This is a genomic window from Paenochrobactrum glaciei, assembly GCF_039522165.1.
Lineage (GTDB): Bacteria > Pseudomonadota > Alphaproteobacteria > Rhizobiales > Rhizobiaceae > Paenochrobactrum > Paenochrobactrum glaciei.
In genome coordinates, this window is record NZ_BAAADE010000008.1 from 1 (window position 1) to 19,097 (window position 19,097).

Annotated in this window: 17 protein-coding genes and 1 other annotated feature; of the genes, 12 read left to right on the forward strand and 5 right to left on the reverse strand. The window is 42.1% G+C overall.

The window, feature by feature from the left end:
• Positions 1-910, forward strand: a 910-nt coding sequence (locus tag ABDZ76_RS14410) for an IS3 family transposase (RefSeq protein ID WP_343806799.1), incomplete at its 5' end; no start/stop codon positions are given.
• Positions 3-79: a sequence feature (AL1L pseudoknot), on the forward strand. Its footprint overlaps the gene before it by 77 nt.
• 199 nt (positions 911-1,109) lie before the next feature.
• Here the strand turns inward: ABDZ76_RS14410 and ABDZ76_RS14415 are convergent.
• The 3 genes from ABDZ76_RS14415 to ABDZ76_RS14425 form a co-directional block, all read right to left on the reverse strand.
• On the reverse strand, positions 1,110-1,421 hold the full coding sequence (locus ABDZ76_RS14415; protein WP_343806802.1) for a PAAR domain-containing protein: 312 nt from the start codon (positions 1,419-1,421) through the stop codon (positions 1,110-1,112).
• Between the two features lie 17 nt (positions 1,422-1,438).
• Complete coding sequence (locus tag ABDZ76_RS14420) at positions 1,439-3,769, reverse strand: type VI secretion system Vgr family protein (RefSeq protein ID WP_343806805.1); 2,331 nt, start codon at positions 3,767-3,769, stop codon at positions 1,439-1,441.
• A gap of 82 nt (positions 3,770-3,851) precedes the next feature.
• The gene (locus tag ABDZ76_RS14425; protein ID WP_343806808.1) at positions 3,852-4,331 is read right to left on the reverse strand and encodes an Hcp family type VI secretion system effector; all 480 of its coding nucleotides are present in this window, start codon (positions 4,329-4,331) and stop codon (positions 3,852-3,854) included.
• A gap of 158 nt (positions 4,332-4,489) precedes the next feature.
• On the opposite strand from ABDZ76_RS14425, the gene ABDZ76_RS14430 reads away from it, so the two are divergent.
• Genes ABDZ76_RS14430 through ABDZ76_RS14470 form a run of 10 tightly spaced genes read left to right on the forward strand, consistent with a single transcriptional unit; the run spans position 4,490 to position 16,014 of the window.
• Positions 4,490-5,497: a type VI secretion system protein TssA gene (locus tag ABDZ76_RS14430; RefSeq protein ID WP_343806811.1), complete on the forward strand. Its 1,008-nt coding sequence runs from the start codon at positions 4,490-4,492 to the stop codon at positions 5,495-5,497.
• Between the two features lie 20 nt (positions 5,498-5,517).
• The gene (gene tssB, locus ABDZ76_RS14435; RefSeq protein ID WP_343806814.1) at positions 5,518-6,060 is read left to right on the forward strand and encodes a type VI secretion system contractile sheath small subunit; all 543 of its coding nucleotides are present in this window, start codon (positions 5,518-5,520) and stop codon (positions 6,058-6,060) included.
• Positions 6,061-6,088: 28 nt separating this feature from the next.
• Positions 6,089-7,567 carry a type VI secretion system contractile sheath large subunit gene (gene tssC, locus ABDZ76_RS14440; RefSeq protein WP_343806817.1) on the forward strand — a complete coding sequence of 493 codons (1,479 nt, stop codon included), beginning with the start codon at positions 6,089-6,091 and terminating at the stop codon, positions 7,565-7,567.
• On the forward strand, positions 7,501-8,964 hold the full coding sequence (tssC, locus tag ABDZ76_RS14445; protein ID WP_343806820.1) for a type VI secretion system contractile sheath large subunit: 1,464 nt from the start codon (positions 7,501-7,503) through the stop codon (positions 8,962-8,964). The genes tssC (ABDZ76_RS14440) and tssC (ABDZ76_RS14445) overlap by 67 nt, the downstream gene beginning before the upstream one ends.
• Positions 8,961-9,431 (forward strand): type VI secretion system baseplate subunit TssE, encoded by a 471-nt coding sequence (tssE, locus tag ABDZ76_RS17685; protein WP_374844728.1) that lies wholly within the window; start codon positions 8,961-8,963, stop codon positions 9,429-9,431. The genes tssC (ABDZ76_RS14445) and tssE overlap by 4 nt, the downstream gene beginning before the upstream one ends.
• Complete coding sequence (tssF, locus tag ABDZ76_RS14450) at positions 9,400-11,184, forward strand: type VI secretion system baseplate subunit TssF (RefSeq protein ID WP_343806823.1); 1,785 nt, start codon at positions 9,400-9,402, stop codon at positions 11,182-11,184. Before tssE ends, tssF begins: the two co-directional genes overlap by 32 nt.
• Before the next feature lie 12 nt (positions 11,185-11,196).
• Positions 11,197-12,141 carry a type VI secretion system baseplate subunit TssG gene (tssG, locus tag ABDZ76_RS14455; RefSeq protein ID WP_343806826.1) on the forward strand — a complete coding sequence of 315 codons (945 nt, stop codon included), beginning with the start codon at positions 11,197-11,199 and terminating at the stop codon, positions 12,139-12,141.
• A complete protein-coding gene (gene tssK / locus ABDZ76_RS14460) occupies positions 12,131-13,495 on the forward strand; it encodes a type VI secretion system baseplate subunit TssK (protein WP_343806829.1) in 1,365 nt (454 codons plus the stop codon). The genes tssG and tssK overlap by 11 nt, the downstream gene beginning before the upstream one ends.
• Complete coding sequence (icmH, locus tag ABDZ76_RS14465) at positions 13,477-14,763, forward strand: type IVB secretion system protein IcmH/DotU (protein WP_343806832.1); 1,287 nt, start codon at positions 13,477-13,479, stop codon at positions 14,761-14,763. The genes tssK and icmH overlap by 19 nt, the downstream gene beginning before the upstream one ends.
• 21 nt (positions 14,764-14,784) lie before the next feature.
• A complete protein-coding gene (locus ABDZ76_RS14470; RefSeq protein ID WP_343806835.1) occupies positions 14,785-16,014 on the forward strand; it encodes a type VI secretion protein IcmF/TssM N-terminal domain-containing protein in 1,230 nt (409 codons plus the stop codon).
• Between the two features lie 175 nt (positions 16,015-16,189).
• On the opposite strand, the gene ABDZ76_RS14475 is transcribed toward ABDZ76_RS14470, so the two are convergent.
• Together ABDZ76_RS14475 and ABDZ76_RS14480 are read right to left on the reverse strand one after the other, a co-directional pair.
• Positions 16,190-17,131, reverse strand: coding sequence for an isoaspartyl peptidase/L-asparaginase family protein (locus ABDZ76_RS14475; protein WP_343807057.1), 942 nt, complete (start codon positions 17,129-17,131; stop codon positions 16,190-16,192).
• A gap of 8 nt (positions 17,132-17,139) precedes the next feature.
• Positions 17,140-18,024: a MurR/RpiR family transcriptional regulator gene (locus ABDZ76_RS14480; protein WP_343806838.1), complete on the reverse strand. Its 885-nt coding sequence runs from the start codon at positions 18,022-18,024 to the stop codon at positions 17,140-17,142.
• 244 nt (positions 18,025-18,268) lie between these two features.
• On the opposite strand from ABDZ76_RS14480, the gene ABDZ76_RS14485 reads away from it, so the two are divergent.
• Positions 18,269-19,090, forward strand: coding sequence for a M55 family metallopeptidase (locus ABDZ76_RS14485; protein ID WP_343806841.1), 822 nt, complete (start codon positions 18,269-18,271; stop codon positions 19,088-19,090).
• The last annotated feature ends 7 nt before the right edge of the window (positions 19,091-19,097 follow it).

Genomic DNA, 19,097 nt, shown 5'->3' on the forward strand with positions numbered 1-19,097 from the left:
GCAAATGATTGCTTTCATCGAAGATCATCGCTCTTCATTTGGGGTCGAGCCTATCTGCAGGCTTTTGCCGATCGCCCCATCGACATATTATGACAGAGTCCGTATTGCCCGCGATCCTGCGCGTGCACCAGATCGCGCCAAATCCGATGCAGTCATGTGTAGTGAGATCAGCAGGGTTTATGCGGAAAATCGCAAGGTCTATGGAGCTAGAAAAATTTGGCATGCCTTGCGCAGAGAAGGGCATGATGTCGCGCGTTGTACGGTTGAGCGTTTGATGCGAAAACTTGGTTTGAAAGGTGTGATGCGTGGAAAGAAAACCATTACTACCAATCCTGATAAAACTCGTCCCTGTCCACTTGATAAGGTCAACCGCCAGTTTAATGCACAGCAACCAGATCAACTATGGGTCTATGACTTTACGTATTGTCCCACTTGGTCAGGAATGGTTTATGTTGCTTTTGTCATTGATGTTTTTGCTCGCAGAATAGTCGGTTGGCGTGTCTCTAGTTCAATGACAACTCAACTCGTTCTTGATGCGTTGGAGCAAGCCATCTGGCAGCGCAAACCCGTTATGAATAAGGCTTTGACCCACCACTCGGATCGCGGATCTCAATATCTTTCGATGAAATATACCGAGCGGCTGGCTGCGGCTCAGATAGAGCCTTCAGTCGGTAGCGTTGGCGACGCTTATGACAATGCCTTAGCTGAATGTGTGATCGGCCTGTTCAAAACAGAGGTCATCAACCAAGGGGGACCATGGAAATCAATGCGAGAAATTGAATGGGAAACCCTTAATTGGGTCCATTGGTATAATAATCAACGTTTGCTGGAGCCAATTGGATATATCACACCTGCAGAAGCCGAGGAGGCTTTCTATGCAAATATGAAAACCTTTGATAAAGTCGCATAATTATCGAATAAATTACCCTCCGGAAAACACGGGGCGGTTCACTTGTAGAAACTCAGCTACAATCAAGAAAAAACTCAACATACAATAAAAATGCTTTACGTATTGGCAGTCCCGATAACGTCTAGATGTAACCATCTAGTGTCGCACTACGAAGCCATTGATTCAGCCAAGCATGAACCAATCCCCCCGAATATTAATTCTAAATAAACAAAATCCAGTGGATACCCTCAACAATTAACCCACCATGCTGGCACCGATCACCAAGCCGAGCGATCTTTGTTCCATTAATAGTAGCGATTGTTGAGCCTGCCTGTATTTCGTCAAGCTGCCCTACTCCCGTACAAACAGCTTGACCGGCAACTGTTGCGATTGGCACACCATACACCGTGACAAAACTTTGCTGCACATTAATAATTGGCCCTCCAACATGAGGTACTGTTACACCAGCCAGCACCTCTACTTTAGTACACACATGATTGTGACCTTGCAATGCAACAGACATACTCGTCATAGTTTTTCCTCGAAATCTTATGGTACCGTTTTGGTCGTCCCTTTCCCGCCCCCACCTTTTTGAAAATCAACATGGTTACCTTGAATATCAATCTTCAATCCGTGTATCGTGATGCCTTTTTGATGCAACTCAATATAACCACCAGGCGTCGATAATCGCACATGATCATCAGCGAAAATGTCTATCTTCTTTGCTTCCACCAACGTTGTTTGACCACTCAAAAGCGATAAGTCTTGACCAACACTTACTAGGTGCTGCCGACCAGTATGTGTGTGAAAAACGTCACCGACATGAACAAGCTTGCCACCACCGACCTGTTCAACACAAGCTTCACCAATCGAAGTAGATCGTAGACGACTGACAACTATGTGTTGCTCCCCATTTCCTTGAAAAGCATTGTCATAATCAGTACCTATTTCATCACCTAATTCTGCTAGCTTTAAACCAGCGTCCATAGCGGAATCATTTGCGAGAAACTCATCATACTTACTAATTGTTTCTACGGCCCAAAAGCCCATTTTGTGCGCACGAAGAACACTCGCCATCGCCCTAAAACCATGATGCGCCGCACCCTGACCAAGAGCACACCCCTCATCCAACAGTTTAATCGTTTTTTGATTTAAGGTAGCCTTTTTATTATACTCCTCTCTGACACGGGAACCTGAAGAGCCAACAGCAATTAAAACAGAACCTGCAGTTTCCATTTTACAATTTCCGCCAATATTTTTAGTTTCATTACCGCCTATATGATTAATTTTATGACGATTGACACGCTGACAAGAACTCCCTCTCACAACCTGTGTTTGATCTTTTTGAGCTTGTGTAAAAATATTTTCCCGACCAGCGCCATCTTCGAGAGAAATCTCGTTAAACCCATCTCCTTTATAACTTTGAGTACGGATTGTCAGGCGTGACTTCGCGTCAGGTAAGGTATACGCTGGCATCCTTATCGGATTTGCGATCATACCTGTCACGACCGGCTGATCTGGATTACCATTTAAAAAAGATACCAATACTTCCGAGCCAATCCTCGGAATAATCTGACTGCCCCAGCCTCGACCTGTGCAAACTTGTGCCAATCTTACCCAGCACGTATCTGAGCCATCTTTTTTGGCACGTTTGTCCCAAGGGAACCAAAGTTTAATACGGCCATATTGATCACAATGAATTTGCTCATTTTGGGGGCCCGCAACAATCGCAATTTGGGTCGTCTCAATATGAGGCTTTGTTGCATTTAACATAGGCAGATAAGCAATTTCTGCTGATATAGCTTTAAATTCATTGTAATAAATTGGCTCCTCCTCACCCGATAAGGGTGAAGCCGATTTAATATGGTGAACAATCTCAATAACTACATGGCCGGGTAGTTGACCACCTTGTTGAAAAGCAGGCGTAAATATTTGCGCCGGTGCAAACTCATGAGCTGTACTGTGCCCCGCAATGATGCAATGACGCGATTCATCTGCAGATATTCGTAATTTTTGAAGACGTTCAGCATCCTCAACAGTCCGGGCACCTGTCGGGAACAAATATGTTTCCTTCTCCACAGGATCAAATGTGCGGATAAGGGCAGGTATTTGCGCGGTGATCGCCGCTTCCGGCATTTCAAAGTTCCAGTCTGCACTTGCACACACACATGAAACTGACCGATAGGTTTCTCGCCATTGCTTAATTAAATCTGGCCCACTTTGATTTTCATTAAGATAAAAAACCGCTTCATCACCTGCCCAATCCTGCGCTTTAATCCATGATGAAGGTTGATCACCTACACAAAATTTATGCATATTGCCATCATGATGAAACCACCAAAACAACCCTGCATTTTCCAAGCGGCGTACCATGTAATCAAGGTCAGTCTCGCCAAATTGAACACTATATTCCTCTGGAAAAACTTCACCATGAAGACGAAAATCCGCTGCCGGAATATTATATTCCTTTAACAATGTTTCAACAATCTCGACAGCATTCATATTCTGCCAAATGCGATAGTCGGTTGATTGACTTAGGCGCCACAAAACAGGTTGAATGATCACGCTGCATTGTAAACGCCCGCGAATCTTGGTGGATAAAATTTGAAACTCGGTTATTAAACCACTGAACACGCGACGTGATCGTAATTTATTGAGACCTGAAACAAAATTGAACTCGACTTCCGCAGGACTGCCGATCAGCTCTCGAGGCGAATCTACTGCTTCACAATCAAATACAATCTCTGCAGAAAACAGCTTACCAATACCATCACTGATCTTCGCTGTTTCAACATGTAAATTAAAATTATTCTTTGTATTTAGTTTCAGTGCAAGACAACGTATTTTGGTATCATAATTACTTTGATCACTATCAAACATTGCTTTATCCGCATTATAAAATAAGCACCGTTTATCCAACTTAGTGGCTACCAATACCAATCTATACGCTAATCCGAGCTGATTATTTCACTTTACAAGTCGCTAAGTTATAACCAGTCACCAAAGGTGATTTGGCATTATTCTCAGCATCGAACTCAGTAAATTTCCACTCAATCTCTGTAAAATTAAGCGAAAAATTTTCCTCCGGCATATAAGCACCAGCAGCGTTCATCGTATAATTCGACATTAAAACATTACTTAATGTAATTTCAAGATAGGTTTCACCTGGATCACCTGTGGTCACAAAATGAATCTCAACCTTTTTAGACGCCAACCCGGAAGCGGCTATTTGCTTTAGTTTAATACTAGACTTATCATACCTTTTACTTAAATTTATATCTGAAAATGCTGGCTGAGAACCTTCACGGCTCGCTATTGCGCCAGTTTTACTTGTTATAAAACGACTAATATTAAAATTTATAGAACCAACATCAATCCACTTTTTGTGTTTCTCGTGAGAAGCATCACCTTCTGCACCTTCAATATTAAGATAAATCCCCATAAATACTCCATAAATTATCATAGAATTTAATTAATTTTAAAAATTTATGAGAAAAAAATTTCTTCGTAAATAACAATAAATTACCCAATAATAATTGTAATTGTAGCGCTTATATTTCCGTCTACAGATAGATTAATACTAATATTATGACGGTAAAAATGAATATTACCCCTGATCATCGTAAAATAGTCAATCCACGACGGACCCCAGAGACGTATGAGCTTTACTGCGCTGTGAAAGATCTTCGTATGTCTGCGCGGAAAGAAGAAAAATATGGGAATATTTCCAGTCAAGTTTTAGATGAATGGAATAAAATTTATGAGCTTTTACAACGACTTTTCACTATGAATTGTTACGATTTAGAACTTTATAGTTGGCTTATAGAAAGCACATTAAGACTAAAAGGATTTTCCGGCCTCTCGGATGTTCTTCAAACAATAACCAATCAACTAAAGACATTTGGGACAACACTAACCTCTGTTGAATCGGCAATTGATATGCCTCAATATTGGTTAGCTTCCATTTCAGAACTCAGCGGTGAAGGTGGTGAAGGTGTTTTAATTCAGGCATTGCGCCTATGTCCGTTTATTCCTCAACAACGATACGGCACCTATAATTTATGGCATTATCAAACAAGCATTAAAGATCGTGAGGGTGATGCCTTTCACGTCCTCAATCAAGCTATAAATAATGCCGGTCATGCGGCCGTGTTGGAGCAACGCGAGAATATTTTATCGTGTATTCAGCACTATCGAGCAATGATCGCCCAATGCGAACTTTTATTACCAGAAACCTCGCCGGCATCTGCCAACCTTCTGGCCGTTTTGCACGAATGTGTTCATGCCATTAACGATCTTTGCGGCACTCAATATGAGCCCGCAGCATCTACCGGCAATAAAACGGCTCAAATAATTACAGAAAACAATTTTCCTGTAATGCCAGCGAACTTCACCATTCAAAACCGTGAGCAGGCTTTCCTTATTCTGGAAAGTATTGCGCTTTTTTTCCATCAAAATGAACCGCAATCTCCCATTTCGCAGGTATTAAAAACATTAATCCGCCGTGGGCGCTTACCTTTTTCTGAAATGCTGCAGGAGCTTCTTCATGATGATGTCGCGCGACGGGGCATCCTCGCTACGGCCGGCATTCATATCCCTGAAGATTAATCAATAGAAAAGAGACAGACGTGACTGATATATACGGAAAGATTGAGCGAATTCGTAAGCCGCGGGTACATATCAAATATGAAGTAGAAACCGAAGGAGCAACCGTAGAAAAAGAACTACCATTTGTTATTGGAGTCATGGGGGATTTTTCAGGCAATGCCGGAGACAAATCTAAACCATTCAACGAGCGAAAATTTGTACATATCGATCGTGATAATTTTGATGATGTGATGCGTAATATCTCACCTGCTATTACGCTAAGAGTACCTAATAAACTGCAAGATAATGATACTGAACTTGCAGTTTCCTTGCAATTCAACCGTATGAGCGATTTTGAACCAGCTGCTATCGTTGAGCAAGTTCCCCAATTAAAGAAGTTACTTGAAATCCGCAATATGCTGCGCGATCTCATGAGCAAAGCTGATCTTTCCATGGATCTAGAAGCTATGCTTGAGAATTTACTACAAAACAAAGACGACTTAGAAAAAATCGCTTCCGAGCTCGCTGCTCGCGAAGGAGACGAGCAATCAACTTCGCAAATTACAGCGACCATATCTGAATAGTAATGATTTCTCAGCAGGATATTTCAGAATGAATACAGCCCCCCAAACGGATTTGACTGATACACCGGAAATTGAAAACCAGACTTTACTACCACAAATTATTTCTGCCACTAAACAAACAACACCAGAGCGCGTTGAAAGCTTAATGCGCACCCTGACTGATCAAGCCCTGAGCGGAGCAATTCTCTTTAACCGTAACTTTTCTCAAACTATACGTGACGCGGTCAACAAACTGGATGCTTTAATCTCTAAGCAATTGGCAGCAATTATGCAAACACCGCAATTCAGTCAACTTGAAGGCAGCTGGCGCGGTCAGCACTATCTGGTGCAAAACAGCGAAACTGGTTCACAGCTGAAAATACGTTTACTGAATGTATCAAAACAAGAATTACATAAAGATCTGAATCGTGCTGTTGAGTTTGATCAATCACATTTTTTCAAGGCTGTTTATGAGGCCGAATTTGGCACAGCAGGCGGAGAACCGATAGGCACTTTGATCGGAGATTATAGTTTCGATAATTCTGCTGAAGATATTGAATTAATGCGCAATATTTCCAGTGTTGCTGCGGCTTCATTCGCACCTTTTATTGCAGCCGCCGCCCCTTCAATGTTTGGCTTTGACGACTATCGTGAACTAAGCCGACCGCGTGATATGGCGAAAATTTTCGAGACATCCGAATATACTAAATGGCGTAATTTCCGTGAAACCGAAGATTCACGCTTCATGGTTTTAACGATGCCGCGTGTATTGGCACGATTACCTTATGCCCCTAAAGCACTGATGATCGAAGATTTCAACTTTGATGAAACTGCAAGTTTTGCGCAAGGTCAGCTACCCCATGAGAGCTATTGTTGGATGAATGCCGCATATGTCTATGGCGCACGCTTAACCAATGCATTTGCTAGCAATGGGTGGTGCACAGCTATCCGAGGTGCCGAAAATGGTGGTAAAGCAGAAAACCTCCCGCTTTATACATTTGTCAGCGACAATGGTGATTTAGATTTACAATGCCCGACCGAAATAGGCATCACTGACCGAAGAGACGCGGAGCTGGGAAAGCTTGGCTTTGTACCGCTTTGCCATTATAAAAACACTGATTATGCTGTGTTTTTTGGCGCGCAAACCGTACAAAAGCCACGTATTTATGACGATTATTCCGCTACCAGTAATGCTGCAATTTCTGCGCGTTTGCCTTATATTTTAGCCACATCACGCTTTGCACATTTTTTGAAGGTGTTAGGACGTGACAAAATTGGCTCTTTCATGGAAGCGAGTGATTGCGAGCTTTGGCTCAATCGCTGGATCGCCAATTATGTCAACGCCAACGATGAGGCAAGTGCGGAAACACGCGCCCAGTATCCGTTACGCGATGCCAACATCAGTGTTGAGACGGTGCCTGGCAAACCGGGTGTCTATAATGCAATCGCATGGATGCGCCCATGGTTACAAATGGAAGAATTAACCACATCGCTCCGCCTTGTGGCACGCATTCCTGCAAAAAACTAAAAATCATGTCAAACAGCGCTCACATTTACGACAAGCTAAAGCAATTAGCAGGTTGCGGTGAGCAGATAATTGCACATCTGGATCATCTCGTTAACACACAAGTAAACGTCATTTTGCATGCTGCGCAATTCATAGCGATGGAGGCTCGCTGGCGTGGTTTAATGTTGCTGGCTCAATCATTACCGTCAAGCAAAACAGTGCGTTTAAAACTTCTGCCAGCCAATTGGGCAGAAATCATCCATGATTGTGACCGTGGAAACCCGGAACAAACATGGTTGTTCGAGCAGATTTACAATCAAGAGTTTGCCCTGCCCGGTGGCGAACCTTTTGGCTTGATCATTGGTGATTATACGCTAGGCCCCTCCACAGCTGGTAATGAACAAGTGGTTGCAACATTATCAGTTGTAGCATCCATTATGGCAGCCGCATTTTGTCCATTTATAGCAGGTGCGGCAGCGTCATGTGTTACACTCACAAACTATCAAGAATTAAACCGTCTGCCCGATCTGCTAGGCCGAATAAAATCACACGAATTTATACGGTGGCAATGCTTTCGGCAACGCGAGGATGCGCGTTTTATAGGATTGGTAGCTCCACGTATTTTATTGCGAAACCCTTACAAAAAAAATGAACTACACCGAACAATTGGCTTTGCTTTTGATGAAGCCGTTGCTGACGATGGGGCTACTTTGTGCTGGGGTAACGCTGCTTTTGCTTTTGCTCTTAATGTAATGAATAATTTCATCCGCCATGGATGGTTTGCTGAGTTGCACGGCATTCGGGATATATCACCACAAGGAGGCTATATAGATGAAACGTTATTGGAGCCTTATCGACCACTCAATGAAATAGACAATATTCTGCGCCAACCACCTGTAGAAATACGCCTCACCACAGATCAGCAACAACAATTTTGTGCTTTCGGGCTCATACCTGTAGCAACATCTTATTTATTGGAAGGCATTGTTTTTAATACTAGTCAAAGTTTGTTTTTACCGCCCACCAAAAAACAGAATAGCGGACATGAAAATCTGGAACTCTCTGTGATGCTACAATATGTACTCTGTGTTTCTCGCTTTGCGCATTTCTTAAAAATTATTATGCGCACTGAGATCGGCAAATTTATTAACAATAAAAATTTGCAAAAACGTCTACAAGACTGGTTATTAACTTACACTCTTGCAGGTAATAATTACGACCCGAATTTGCGAGCGCGATATCCTTTACGTGATTGCAAAGTCAGCATTCATGAAATTGCTGGACGCCCTGGTCTATTTAACTGCATATTAGACTTACAGCCATATTTGAATTTTGACAGCCTTCATGCAAGTTTTCGCTTGATAATCGATGCACCGGCGCTTGCTATAACCCGTTTACATCCTGCTCAATCAGCATGAGCTCTCTAACATTTACAACATCTGTATTTGAGCGTCTGTGCCAAGACAACACCGAAAACTCACAAGATATAGTAGAAAATATCAGGTTGAACTTAAACGCATTGTTCAATACTCGCCAATTTTCAATCGGAAATACTGCCAATTCAGACGGCCTCACAGCTCTCACCTATTATGGTCTACCGGAAATAACGACAATTAATACAGAGGATACGGCTTCACGTAATCTGTTTCTAGAGACTTTAACAAAACAGATCAAACTTTACGAACCTCGTTTGCAGCACCTGAATATTAAAATAGCCGAGAGACCAACGACCTCACCGCGACAACTCGAACTCATCATTGAAACAGAGCTCAAGCAACCCCATGATCCACACCCTTTAATCTTTCGGTCCGCTCTTAACCTTTCAACTTATATCATTCAACTGGAGCCGCCATATGCAGAAAGAATTTCTGGCACTCTATCATGATGAATTGCAAAGCTTCCGACAACAGGCAAATGCCTTTGCACATAAACATCCTGAAGCTGCTAATAAGCTGCGTTTAGCGGAGGGGGTGGCAGACGACCCTCATGTTGAACGATTGATTGAAAGTTTTGCATTCACTGCAGCTCGCATCCGCTACAAACTAAATGATAGTTTTCCTGAGTTATCTGCCGGATTGCTTGAAGCACTTTATCCGCATCTTTTATGTCCCCTACCGGCTATGGGGCTGGTCAATCTGATGCCTACTCCCGATCTAACGAACGTGCAACGAGTCCCACGCGGGCTGGAGTTACAAAGCGAAACAATTCAAGGTGATAGGTGTCGTTTTCGCACAACACAAGTCGTTGATCTGGTGCCCGCTAAAGTTAGCACGATAGCCTATCATCCGAGCCTACAATCAGCCTCAAAAAAGTCATTTGCAGGTGCTCAAAGTGCCTTAAAAATTACACTTCAGCCTTTGAAAACCAATGTTTTTTTGGCCAATGTCGGATTAAAGGATTTAAAATTCCACCTTTCTGGTGCTTTCGAACAAGCTAGTACTCTTTATATGGAGATCTGCAAGCATACCATTGGCGTGAAAATCTCCGATCCGGACAACCAATCTACATCGCATTTGTTATCAGCAAATTACGTTCAGCCAACAGGCTTTACAGATGATGAAAGCCTTCTGCCTGTTAGCCCCAACTTTAATGCCGGCTTTCGCCTGCTATCTGAGTTTTTCATTCTTAAACGAAAGTTTCTATTTTTTACGCTCAATGGATTAGAGCAATGGTCAGAATGTTCCACAGCCAAAGCACTTGAGCTGACAATTTATTTTGACCGTACCAATGCTGCACTCAACAAAAACTTTTTGCCTGAACATATCACCCTCAACACGACACCAGTAGTCAATTTGTTTAAGCAACAATGTGAACCTCTACAAATTAGCTCCAATCGCCAACATACAGCTTTAGTGCCAGATTACCGTTTTAGGCAAAGCCGTAAAATACATTCAATTCTTGAGATTAGTGCCGTTAGTAGCCAAGAGCCGCCCATTGTTTGTCAGTCTATTTATCAATCAAACACTAACAGCCAAAAAAACCAACTATTTTGGCAAATTATTAGAGAGCCATACGCCGATGAACATGATGATATCGCCATCAATTTTAGCGGCCACGCGCTAAAAAACGGCAAAGAATTTGTCACAAAAATAGAAGCATTTTGCACCAACGGTTTATTACCACTGCAACTACCATACAATGCTGGCACGCTGGAATTAAGCCCGGCAAAACCTCACTCGAACGTAGAAACAGCACAATGTTTAATACCATTCACCGCACCAGCTTTAAAACCGTTATCCGGTGAACAGCTTTGGCCCTTCATTGCGCATTTACGCCATGGCTATATCCATACTGGCTGCAAAAATGAACAAGTTTTAAAAGATATCCTTTACCTTTATCAACGTCCGAATGATGCTGAGGCAGATAAATATATTCATAACATTCAAAGCATTGTGCCACGCTCTACACTTTGCCGTATCAAACAAGGTGGCTTTGCTGCAGCAACAGATTTCAACATTTACTTCACAGATAATTCTTTAAGCGCACCCGAAATATATCTTTTTGCAACTGTGCTGCATCGTTTTTTAAATTTTTACACATCAATCAATAGTTCCGCTCGAGTAACAGCATGGAACGGGAGACAAAGCATAGCTGTAGTTCGCTTTCCCTTTCATACTTCGCTACAATATGCGGTCTGAAAGATACGCCTTATGCAAGCAGACAATGTATCGCTATCCAACTCAGCTTTTGAAGCAATTAACTATTACAAAAAATCGCGGGAGATGTTGCCGGAGGATGCCGTTCTCATGCCACTTGATCTCATGCTTTGCCCCACGGTGCTTAAGCTTGAAGGCGATGGGAAGATCATCACAACAATAGCGTCGTTAATTGGTGCATCCGGATGCCTGCCCCCATTCTATGAAGAAAGCGCCCTTAAACAAGTCTCTAACCGTAATCATGCTTATACGGATTTTCTTTCTCTTTTTCATCGTAATCTAGCTGACTTGCTTATAAGTGCTACAGTAAAGTACAAATCACATCATCACATCTATAAACAGTGCGATAATCCGTTTTTCAACACTATATTAGCGTTGGCAGGCAGTAAATATGATGAAGAAAATCTGATAAAAAAAGATACAAGCATCCATTTTGCAACTTTGTTTGCAACTAATAACCGTAATGCTGCAAGCCTTAAAGCCATATTAGAAGAAAAATTTTCCATCCCAATTACAATCAAAGAATTTCAAGTCCACAAGCAATTCATCAATCATGAAGAACAAAGCCCATTAAATGGCAGTTACCGTCTAGGGATAGACGTTACCATCGGCCAATATACGAAGCATGCTGCCAGTCATTTTCGTCTTATTTTAGGCCCCTTAAACTATCAGCATTTTCTTAAATTTTTGCCGCAAACACAAGATTTTGCCCTGCTTGTGGCCTTAACGCAGTACTATTGCGGTTTTGGATTAACCTTTGATATTCAGTTGGTATTGAAACAATGTGAAACTCCCAAGGCCAAGCTCAATGGAAAGCAAAAGCTTGGTCAAGGTATGTGGCTTCATAATAAGCAACCATGCCAGGATCATGACGAGGCAATTTTTAAAAGCGAAGTAATTTCTCACACGACATCGAAAGACATGTGCTATGCAGCATGAAAACAGAGTCATCTGGACTGAAGGCATGTTTTTACGTCCTCAACATTTTCAGCAAACAGAGCGTTGGACAGAACGAATTCACTATCAAAACCTGACAATGCAACCACAATATTTCTGGGGCGTTTGCGATCTAGAAATTGATAGAGGTGCATTAGTACAGGGTGAATTTAAATTACTGCAATTACGAGCTATATTGCCGGATGGGAGTCTGATTGAAACTCCAATAGATGCATCTCTTCCACTACCACTCTCCCTCGAGCCTAATAGCGGGCATTGCTCAATTTATCTAGCACTCGCACGTAGGGAGAGTTGCAACAAGGCCTTTTTACATTCTACGGATGATGACAAAAACGCATTATTGCAAACTCGCATAATAGCAAACGAAATAGAACTACCAGATGCAAGTGGTGATATTCACCTAACAGCTCCTATTAACGTCGGACAATATAACCTTCTGCTTCTATGTAGTCGGTCTGTTGATACTGACACACAAGTGCGAACCTATTGCACGCTGGAAATTGCGCGAGTGCTAGATGTTAACTCAGACAAATCCATCCTTATTGATGAAGAGTTCATCCCACCGTCTCTGAATTGTCGATCAACCCCCTATTTCGTAAGTTTCATAAAAGAAATCAGTGCGTTAATATCTCAACGCGCCGACGCTCTTGCAGAAAGAATTACCAATCCGGAACAATTGAACCTTACGGAAACTGCAGATTTTTTATTTTTATCAGCCTTAAATCGTGCAGACCCTCAACTTGCTCATGCACTTGCACATGCAAGCAAGACACATCCGCTCGACCTATTCAGAATCTGTTTGCAGCTTGTAGGAGACTTGGCCGCATTTACCAAAGCCAACAAACGACCGGCCTTATTGCCAACTTATAACCACGACGATTTATGGAATTGCTTTCATACACTTGCAAATATTTTGCGTCATAATCTGGGCACAGTATTGGAAAACCGTATAACAGCAATTAATCTAGTTAAGAAACAATTCGGACTTTACATTGGTATTTTGAACAAGCCGAGCTTGTTGGATGATTGTGCCTGTATTTTGGCTGTTCAATCAACACTGAGTGAAGAAGAACTACGTTATCGCTTGCCCGGACAGATTAAAATCGGCCCTATTGAAGAAATCGTTAAACTGGTTAAAGCATCTATCATTGGTATTCCCTTACAAAGGCTAAGTACTGTACCGCGACAGTTACCTTATCAACCCGCCACAACTTATTTTGAACTGAACCAAAACAATGAACTGTGGCAGTGTTTACGTAAATCTAAAGCGATTGCCTTCCATCTAGCAGCAAGCTTCCCAGAGCTTGAAATGAAAATATGGCTGCTAAAAAAATGAACCATTCACTAAAACCAAATCATTCACCGTCAATTGTACGATCAGGCTTTCTACATTATCGTTTTGGGCAAGAGACACATCCTGATCTTGTTCGCCATGCAGTACCAATTTTGAATGTAGTAAGCTCTCTCAAGCAAAAACATTTGCTAATACATAGTTTTGACATCAATAGTTTACGCAAAACATCCATCAGAATGCTTGCCCACTATCGACAAACACTGACTGATTTAGCAATCAATCAGCAAGACAACAAAACTGCTCACTATATTTTATGCGCAACGATTGATGACGCAGTTCTAGGTCAAAGCATGCAGATAAGAACCCGTTGGGCAGAATGTGGATTAACCGCGCATTTTCATAGGGATATAAACAGCGGCAACCGCTTTTTTGAACTTATTGAAAAGGCTCTCGCTTTAAAGAAACCCAACAAACCAATTTTACTGCTGCTTTATTATTGTCTCTCGATCAGTTTTGAAGGGCGATTACGTCTTATTGACAAGACTCAACAAGAAAAACAAAATATACTAGATCGTCTTTATCAAGTACTTTCTACAGAAAATCATGATAAACTTGCGACCATCGGCTGCCACAGTGAATATTATTCTAATAAAAAATTAAAAAGAAAATTTAATAACATAACATTTATTTTAATTATATTATTAATTTTTAATGCAATTTTTATTGGTATTTTTTACACAATTATTCATCCACCAGTGAACCGCGCCGATGAATTGTCTAGACGTTTTCAATATCTACAAACATACGCAAAATCTTCTAATATTAACAAAATAAAAATTGAACCATCTATACAAGAAGTAAAAGAAACCCCTCGATTAAGTCAACTTTTACAACCAGAAATTATAAATAAAGATATAAGTGTAACGACTGATATTGATGGTAATTTCCGTATACGTATTCTTAAAAGTCCACTTTTTGCGTCAGCATCAGACATGCTAGACGATAAGGTATCACCACTCATTGAACGCATTACGGCCGCACTGACTATAATAGCACAAAAAGTCGTCGTGATGGGTTATAGCGATAGTCAACCTATCCATTCCGCACAATTTGCATCCAACCAAATTTTGTCACAAGCGCGCGCTGCAATGATTGCCGCACTTTTACAGCCCTCAATGCCGAACATACCTATCACTGCCATTGGCAAAGGCGACCTTAAGCCAATCGCCAGCAATGAAACAGCTGAAGGTCGCGCACTTAACCGCCGTATAGAAATTTATCTTAGTCCCAAGATTAATAATATGCTTTAACTTTATATCGAATGATTTTATATGTTACACTTTAAAAAAAACTTGGCATTATATTTATGGCTCACCTTGAGCTTTGTCTGGTTATTATTAATATCTATTGCTTGCTGGTATTGGTGGGACTTATTCACATGGGAAAAACTCGCTCCCTCCAAAAATTCAACACATCCCACATATGCAATTATCATCATTCTCATGCTCTGGTTAACATTGCTTTTATATTTTTCACCTTTAAAGGCATACTCCCCAAGACCAAACACCAGAGGCCAAAAACAATCAGAGGATGAGAAAAAAACACTTTCTGAATTTCTTCTCAAATATAGTAAATCACTACTCAATAAGCATAAACAGTTAATTTTAGTTGCCAATTTTAGCCGCGCTCATACGCAATCAATTATCGGAAATCTCACCCTCCACCCACCTGACAAAAACAGCAGCACCATTGTTTTTCACTCAGATCAAAACCTGTGCTTTATAGAGTCTAAACTTCATATTTATATTGAATTTCGAATTTCTATTGAAAATAACCGAATAACCTCATGCTCGGAATTTTCAAACTTAATTCAGCATTTAAGAAAAAGGAAAGCTATTATTCCATTGAATGCACTCGTTATTGTTTTTGATGGCAATACGATCAAGCATGAAACAACTTGGAACAATACCCAAGCCTTATTGTTAAAAAACATGCAGATAATTTATGAGATTATCGGTTATATACCCCCAGTTTATAGCCTGATTAATGATGCCGAAACAATTGATGGTTTCAACGATTATTTTCATCACAAAAATAATCCACAGAACAGCGCTATGCTCGGAGCAAACCTCTTATCGACCAAACATACAAATATTCAACAGTATAAGAAAAATTTAGCTCGAGACTTCAACAAGCAACAAAATAAAATTGAATCTCAAATGTTTGAACGCATACATAATGCAAGACACCAGGTAATGCGTCATGCGACTTTCAGTTTTGCGGCACATTTTTTCTCTTTTCAACAACACTACCAATTACGACTTCAACAGCTTGCAGAAACCCTCATCCATTATGGTGGCTCACCCATTCAATTGGCTGCAATTGCGTCTTGTCAAAAACCTAACATTATAGGCCTTAAAGAATTTTTTTACTATTTACAAAAGAATACAGATAGAGAAAAACAAATATACATTTCGATGAAAAGAAAAACGATAAATATATTTAGTATATTATTCTCAACTGTAGTTTTATTAACATTAATTATTGCATTATATTATTGACGATCATTAACAAATTACGGCCTCGCTATGTTATTTACTTCATATTACCCTAAAAAACCATCAGCATCCGTCACGTTATGCATAAACTCAAAATGCAAAATTTTTAGCTTAAATTCACACAAGTTCATAAAAATCCCTCCGCATAATATTTTGCGGAGGGATATATTAAGATGGCTTAGTCTTGCTTACCGTAAATGCCGGTATGGATGACACCATCAGCACCACACCATGCACGATACATTCCCGGACTGTTGAATGGTAATTCAATGTTACCTTTCGCATCAACGGCGATCAAACCGCCGGAACCACCAAGTTCGCCCAGTTCCTCAACAACATCACCGGCAGCCTGTGCAAGGCTCTGGCCTGCCCAACGCATACGTGCATCGATCTCGTGACCAACTGCCCAGCGAATGAAATATTCACCGTGACCGGTCGCAGAAATCGCAGCTGTTTTATCATCTGCCCAAGTGCCGGCACCAATAACCGGACTGTCGCCAACACGGCCCGGTGTTTTGGCGGTCATGCCACCGGTTGATGTTGCCGCTGCAATATGCCCGTGCTTGTCAAGCGCAACAGCACCCACTGTGCCGTGCTTACGTGCTGGATCACCATCATCTGCCAGGCCTAAACGGCGGCGTTCCATTTCCGCATTCAAAGCATCAAGGCGCTGCTGCGTTGAAAACCACTCCGGTTCCATCATTTCAAGGTCTGCATTTTTACAAAAACGCTTGGCACCCTCACCTGCAAGAAACACATGCTCGGTTTTTTCCATCACCGCACGTGCTGCCAAAACCGGATGTCTTGGGCCGCAAATACCGGTAATCGCACCGCAACGGCGTGTAGCGCCATCCATAACAGCCGCATCCATTTCATGGGTTGCATCTGTGGTTAAAACAGCACCACGCCCGGCATTGAAAAGCGGGTTGTCTTCAAGCGCCATAACAGCAGCTGTTGCCGCATCAAGCGCACTGCCGCCTTGCTTGAGAACATTCAAGCCAGCTTCCAGACAGGATTTCAGGCCTGCATGATACTCAGCTTCACGCTCTGGCGTCATATTGGCTTTCAAAATGGTTCCTGCACCGCCATGAAGTGCAATTACGGGAGTAATTTCAGACATCATATTCCTCAGATGGTTTTAAGAGATCGTGGGTTTGTTTTGCAGATGCCATCATCATCCGCATAAAAATAAGGCATCAGAAAACGGGTGTATGAGACAGCATCCGATACGCTTTGATGATGCGCTGCCAGAATGGCAAGAATAGCCTCAAACGCCGCCAAAGCAGCAATACCGGATCCATGCAGAACCGGATGCTCAGCTGGAATGAAAATTTGTTCGTTGCTGAGAGCCGTTAATGGGGAATTTGCGCCATCCGTGATCGCCACACAATAAGCGCCACGTCCACGTGCAATTTTCATGAAATCAACGGTTGCTTGCGAGTAACGAGGCAAAGCCATGGCAATCAGCAGATCGTCTGGGGTCAGGCCAGCCGCTTTTAAGGCAACGCGCTCAAGGCCACAGTCACCAGTGAGCATGATTTGCGCACGGCTGAAAGGTAATAACCTGTCAGCAAAAAGCTGTAATAAATTACCGCTAATGCCAAAGCCTAAAAACGCAATGCGCTGTGCACTTAAAATACGCAGTGCTGTGCTTTCCCAAACCGGATTATCAGCCTGCTGAGAGATGTTTTTAAGCAGTTTGACGGCATTGGCGAAGGAATCTTCCACAACCCGTTTGGGCGGAATGTGACGGGCACGATCGACATTTTTAACCGGCTTCAACAGTGACTGATAACCTTGCACAGCATGGTTACGAAACTCGGTGTAACCATGAAGCCCTAGCGCTTTGACAAAACGGGTAATCGTCGCTGTTGAGGTTTCTGTTGCGGCTGCAAGCTCCTCAATACCCATTGTTGCGACAGGAAAAGGATTAGTCAGCACATAATCAGCAATTTTTTGCTGATTGGCTGTTAAATTTATCCACTGTGCTTCAATGAGCGCGGCAAGTGTCACTGATTTCCCCTTCAACTTCAGATGATAAAAATCCTATCAAAAATATATAATTTTGAAAATCTTTTTCACCATGCGTTGCGAAATTTCTTTTTCAAGTTAGGAGTTTGAACATCATAGCAATGCAGCCTGATAGAGCAGTCGATGGTAACTCTATTGAATTTATAGGTGAAACTGCTGTACTCATTTCATATTCTGTTGTTTTGTGAGGGCATGAATAACAGGCATTTAAAAAACGGAGGACGAGATGAGAGTTTATATTTGTGCGGATATTGAGGGTGTTGCTGGTGTCGTAACTTCACAGCAAGGACAACCTGGAAATCCTGAATATGAACGTGCTCGTCGTTTGATGACAGAAGAAGTCAATGCTGCCATTGAAGGTGCTTTAGCGGGTGGCGCAGACTACATTCTGGTCAATGACTCTCATGGTCCGATGGTCAATATTATTCCTGAATTGTTGCATCCTTCAGCAGAGCTTATTCTGGGGCGCCCAAAGAAATTTAATATGGCAGCCGGACTGGATGAAAGCTTTGATATGCTGTTTTTCACTGGCCACCATGCAAGCGCTGCACAATATGGTGTGTTGGCGCATACCACCAATGGCTTTGCCTTCCGCACAATTAAGCTCAATGGGCATATCGTTGGTGAGCCCGGTTTTTATGGCGCTTATGCCGGTGAACTGGGCGTCCCTGTTGCCTTAATCAGCGGCGATGATCAAACAGAATTAGAAAACCGCCCGTTCTTTCCGAATGCAGAATTTGCAACCGTTAAAACCGCTCTCGGCAATCGCGCTGCGCGTCAGATCTCTGTGCATAATGCCCGCGCCCTGATCCGGGGTTTAGCCCAAAGAGCTGTTGAGCGTAAAAATGAACTGAAGACTTGGAAACCATTTACCGGATGCATCCATGCAGAGTTCATCATGAACTCTCCTCTGCTTGCCGATCAGATGGCAATCATCCCATGTGCGAAACGCACAGATGCAACCACGATTAGCTTTGATTGCGCCAATGTGGCCGAAGCTGTTGGCTGGATGGGCGTTCTCTCAGGCCTCTCTGCGAGTGTGAGATAAATGAATA

Coding starts and splice junctions, on each gene's coding strand:
- ABDZ76_RS14415 (WP_343806802.1), bottom strand. CDS start 1,421: ATGACGAGTATGTCTGTTGCATTGCAAGGTCACAATCATGTGTGTACT.
- ABDZ76_RS14420 (WP_343806805.1), bottom strand. CDS start 3,769: ATGTTTGATAGTGATCAAAGTAATTATGATACCAAAATACGTTGTCTT.
- ABDZ76_RS14425 (WP_343806808.1), bottom strand. CDS start 4,331: ATGGGGATTTATCTTAATATTGAAGGTGCAGAAGGTGATGCTTCTCAC.
- ABDZ76_RS14430 (WP_343806811.1), top strand. CDS start 4,490: ATGAATATTACCCCTGATCATCGTAAAATAGTCAATCCACGACGGACC.
- tssC (WP_343806817.1), top strand. CDS start 6,089: ATGAATACAGCCCCCCAAACGGATTTGACTGATACACCGGAAATTGAA.
- tssC (WP_343806820.1), top strand. CDS start 7,501: ATGGTTACAAATGGAAGAATTAACCACATCGCTCCGCCTTGTGGCACG.
- tssE (WP_374844728.1), top strand. CDS start 8,961: ATGAGCTCTCTAACATTTACAACATCTGTATTTGAGCGTCTGTGCCAA.
- tssF (WP_343806823.1), top strand. CDS start 9,400: ATGCAGAAAGAATTTCTGGCACTCTATCATGATGAATTGCAAAGCTTC.
- tssG (WP_343806826.1), top strand. CDS start 11,197: ATGCAAGCAGACAATGTATCGCTATCCAACTCAGCTTTTGAAGCAATT.
- tssK (WP_343806829.1), top strand. CDS start 12,131: ATGCAGCATGAAAACAGAGTCATCTGGACTGAAGGCATGTTTTTACGT.
- icmH (WP_343806832.1), top strand. CDS start 13,477: ATGGCTGCTAAAAAAATGAACCATTCACTAAAACCAAATCATTCACCG.
- ABDZ76_RS14470 (WP_343806835.1), top strand. CDS start 14,785: ATGTTACACTTTAAAAAAAACTTGGCATTATATTTATGGCTCACCTTG.
- ABDZ76_RS14475 (WP_343807057.1), bottom strand. CDS start 17,131: ATGTCTGAAATTACTCCCGTAATTGCACTTCATGGCGGTGCAGGAACC.
- ABDZ76_RS14485 (WP_343806841.1), top strand. CDS start 18,269: ATGAGAGTTTATATTTGTGCGGATATTGAGGGTGTTGCTGGTGTCGTA.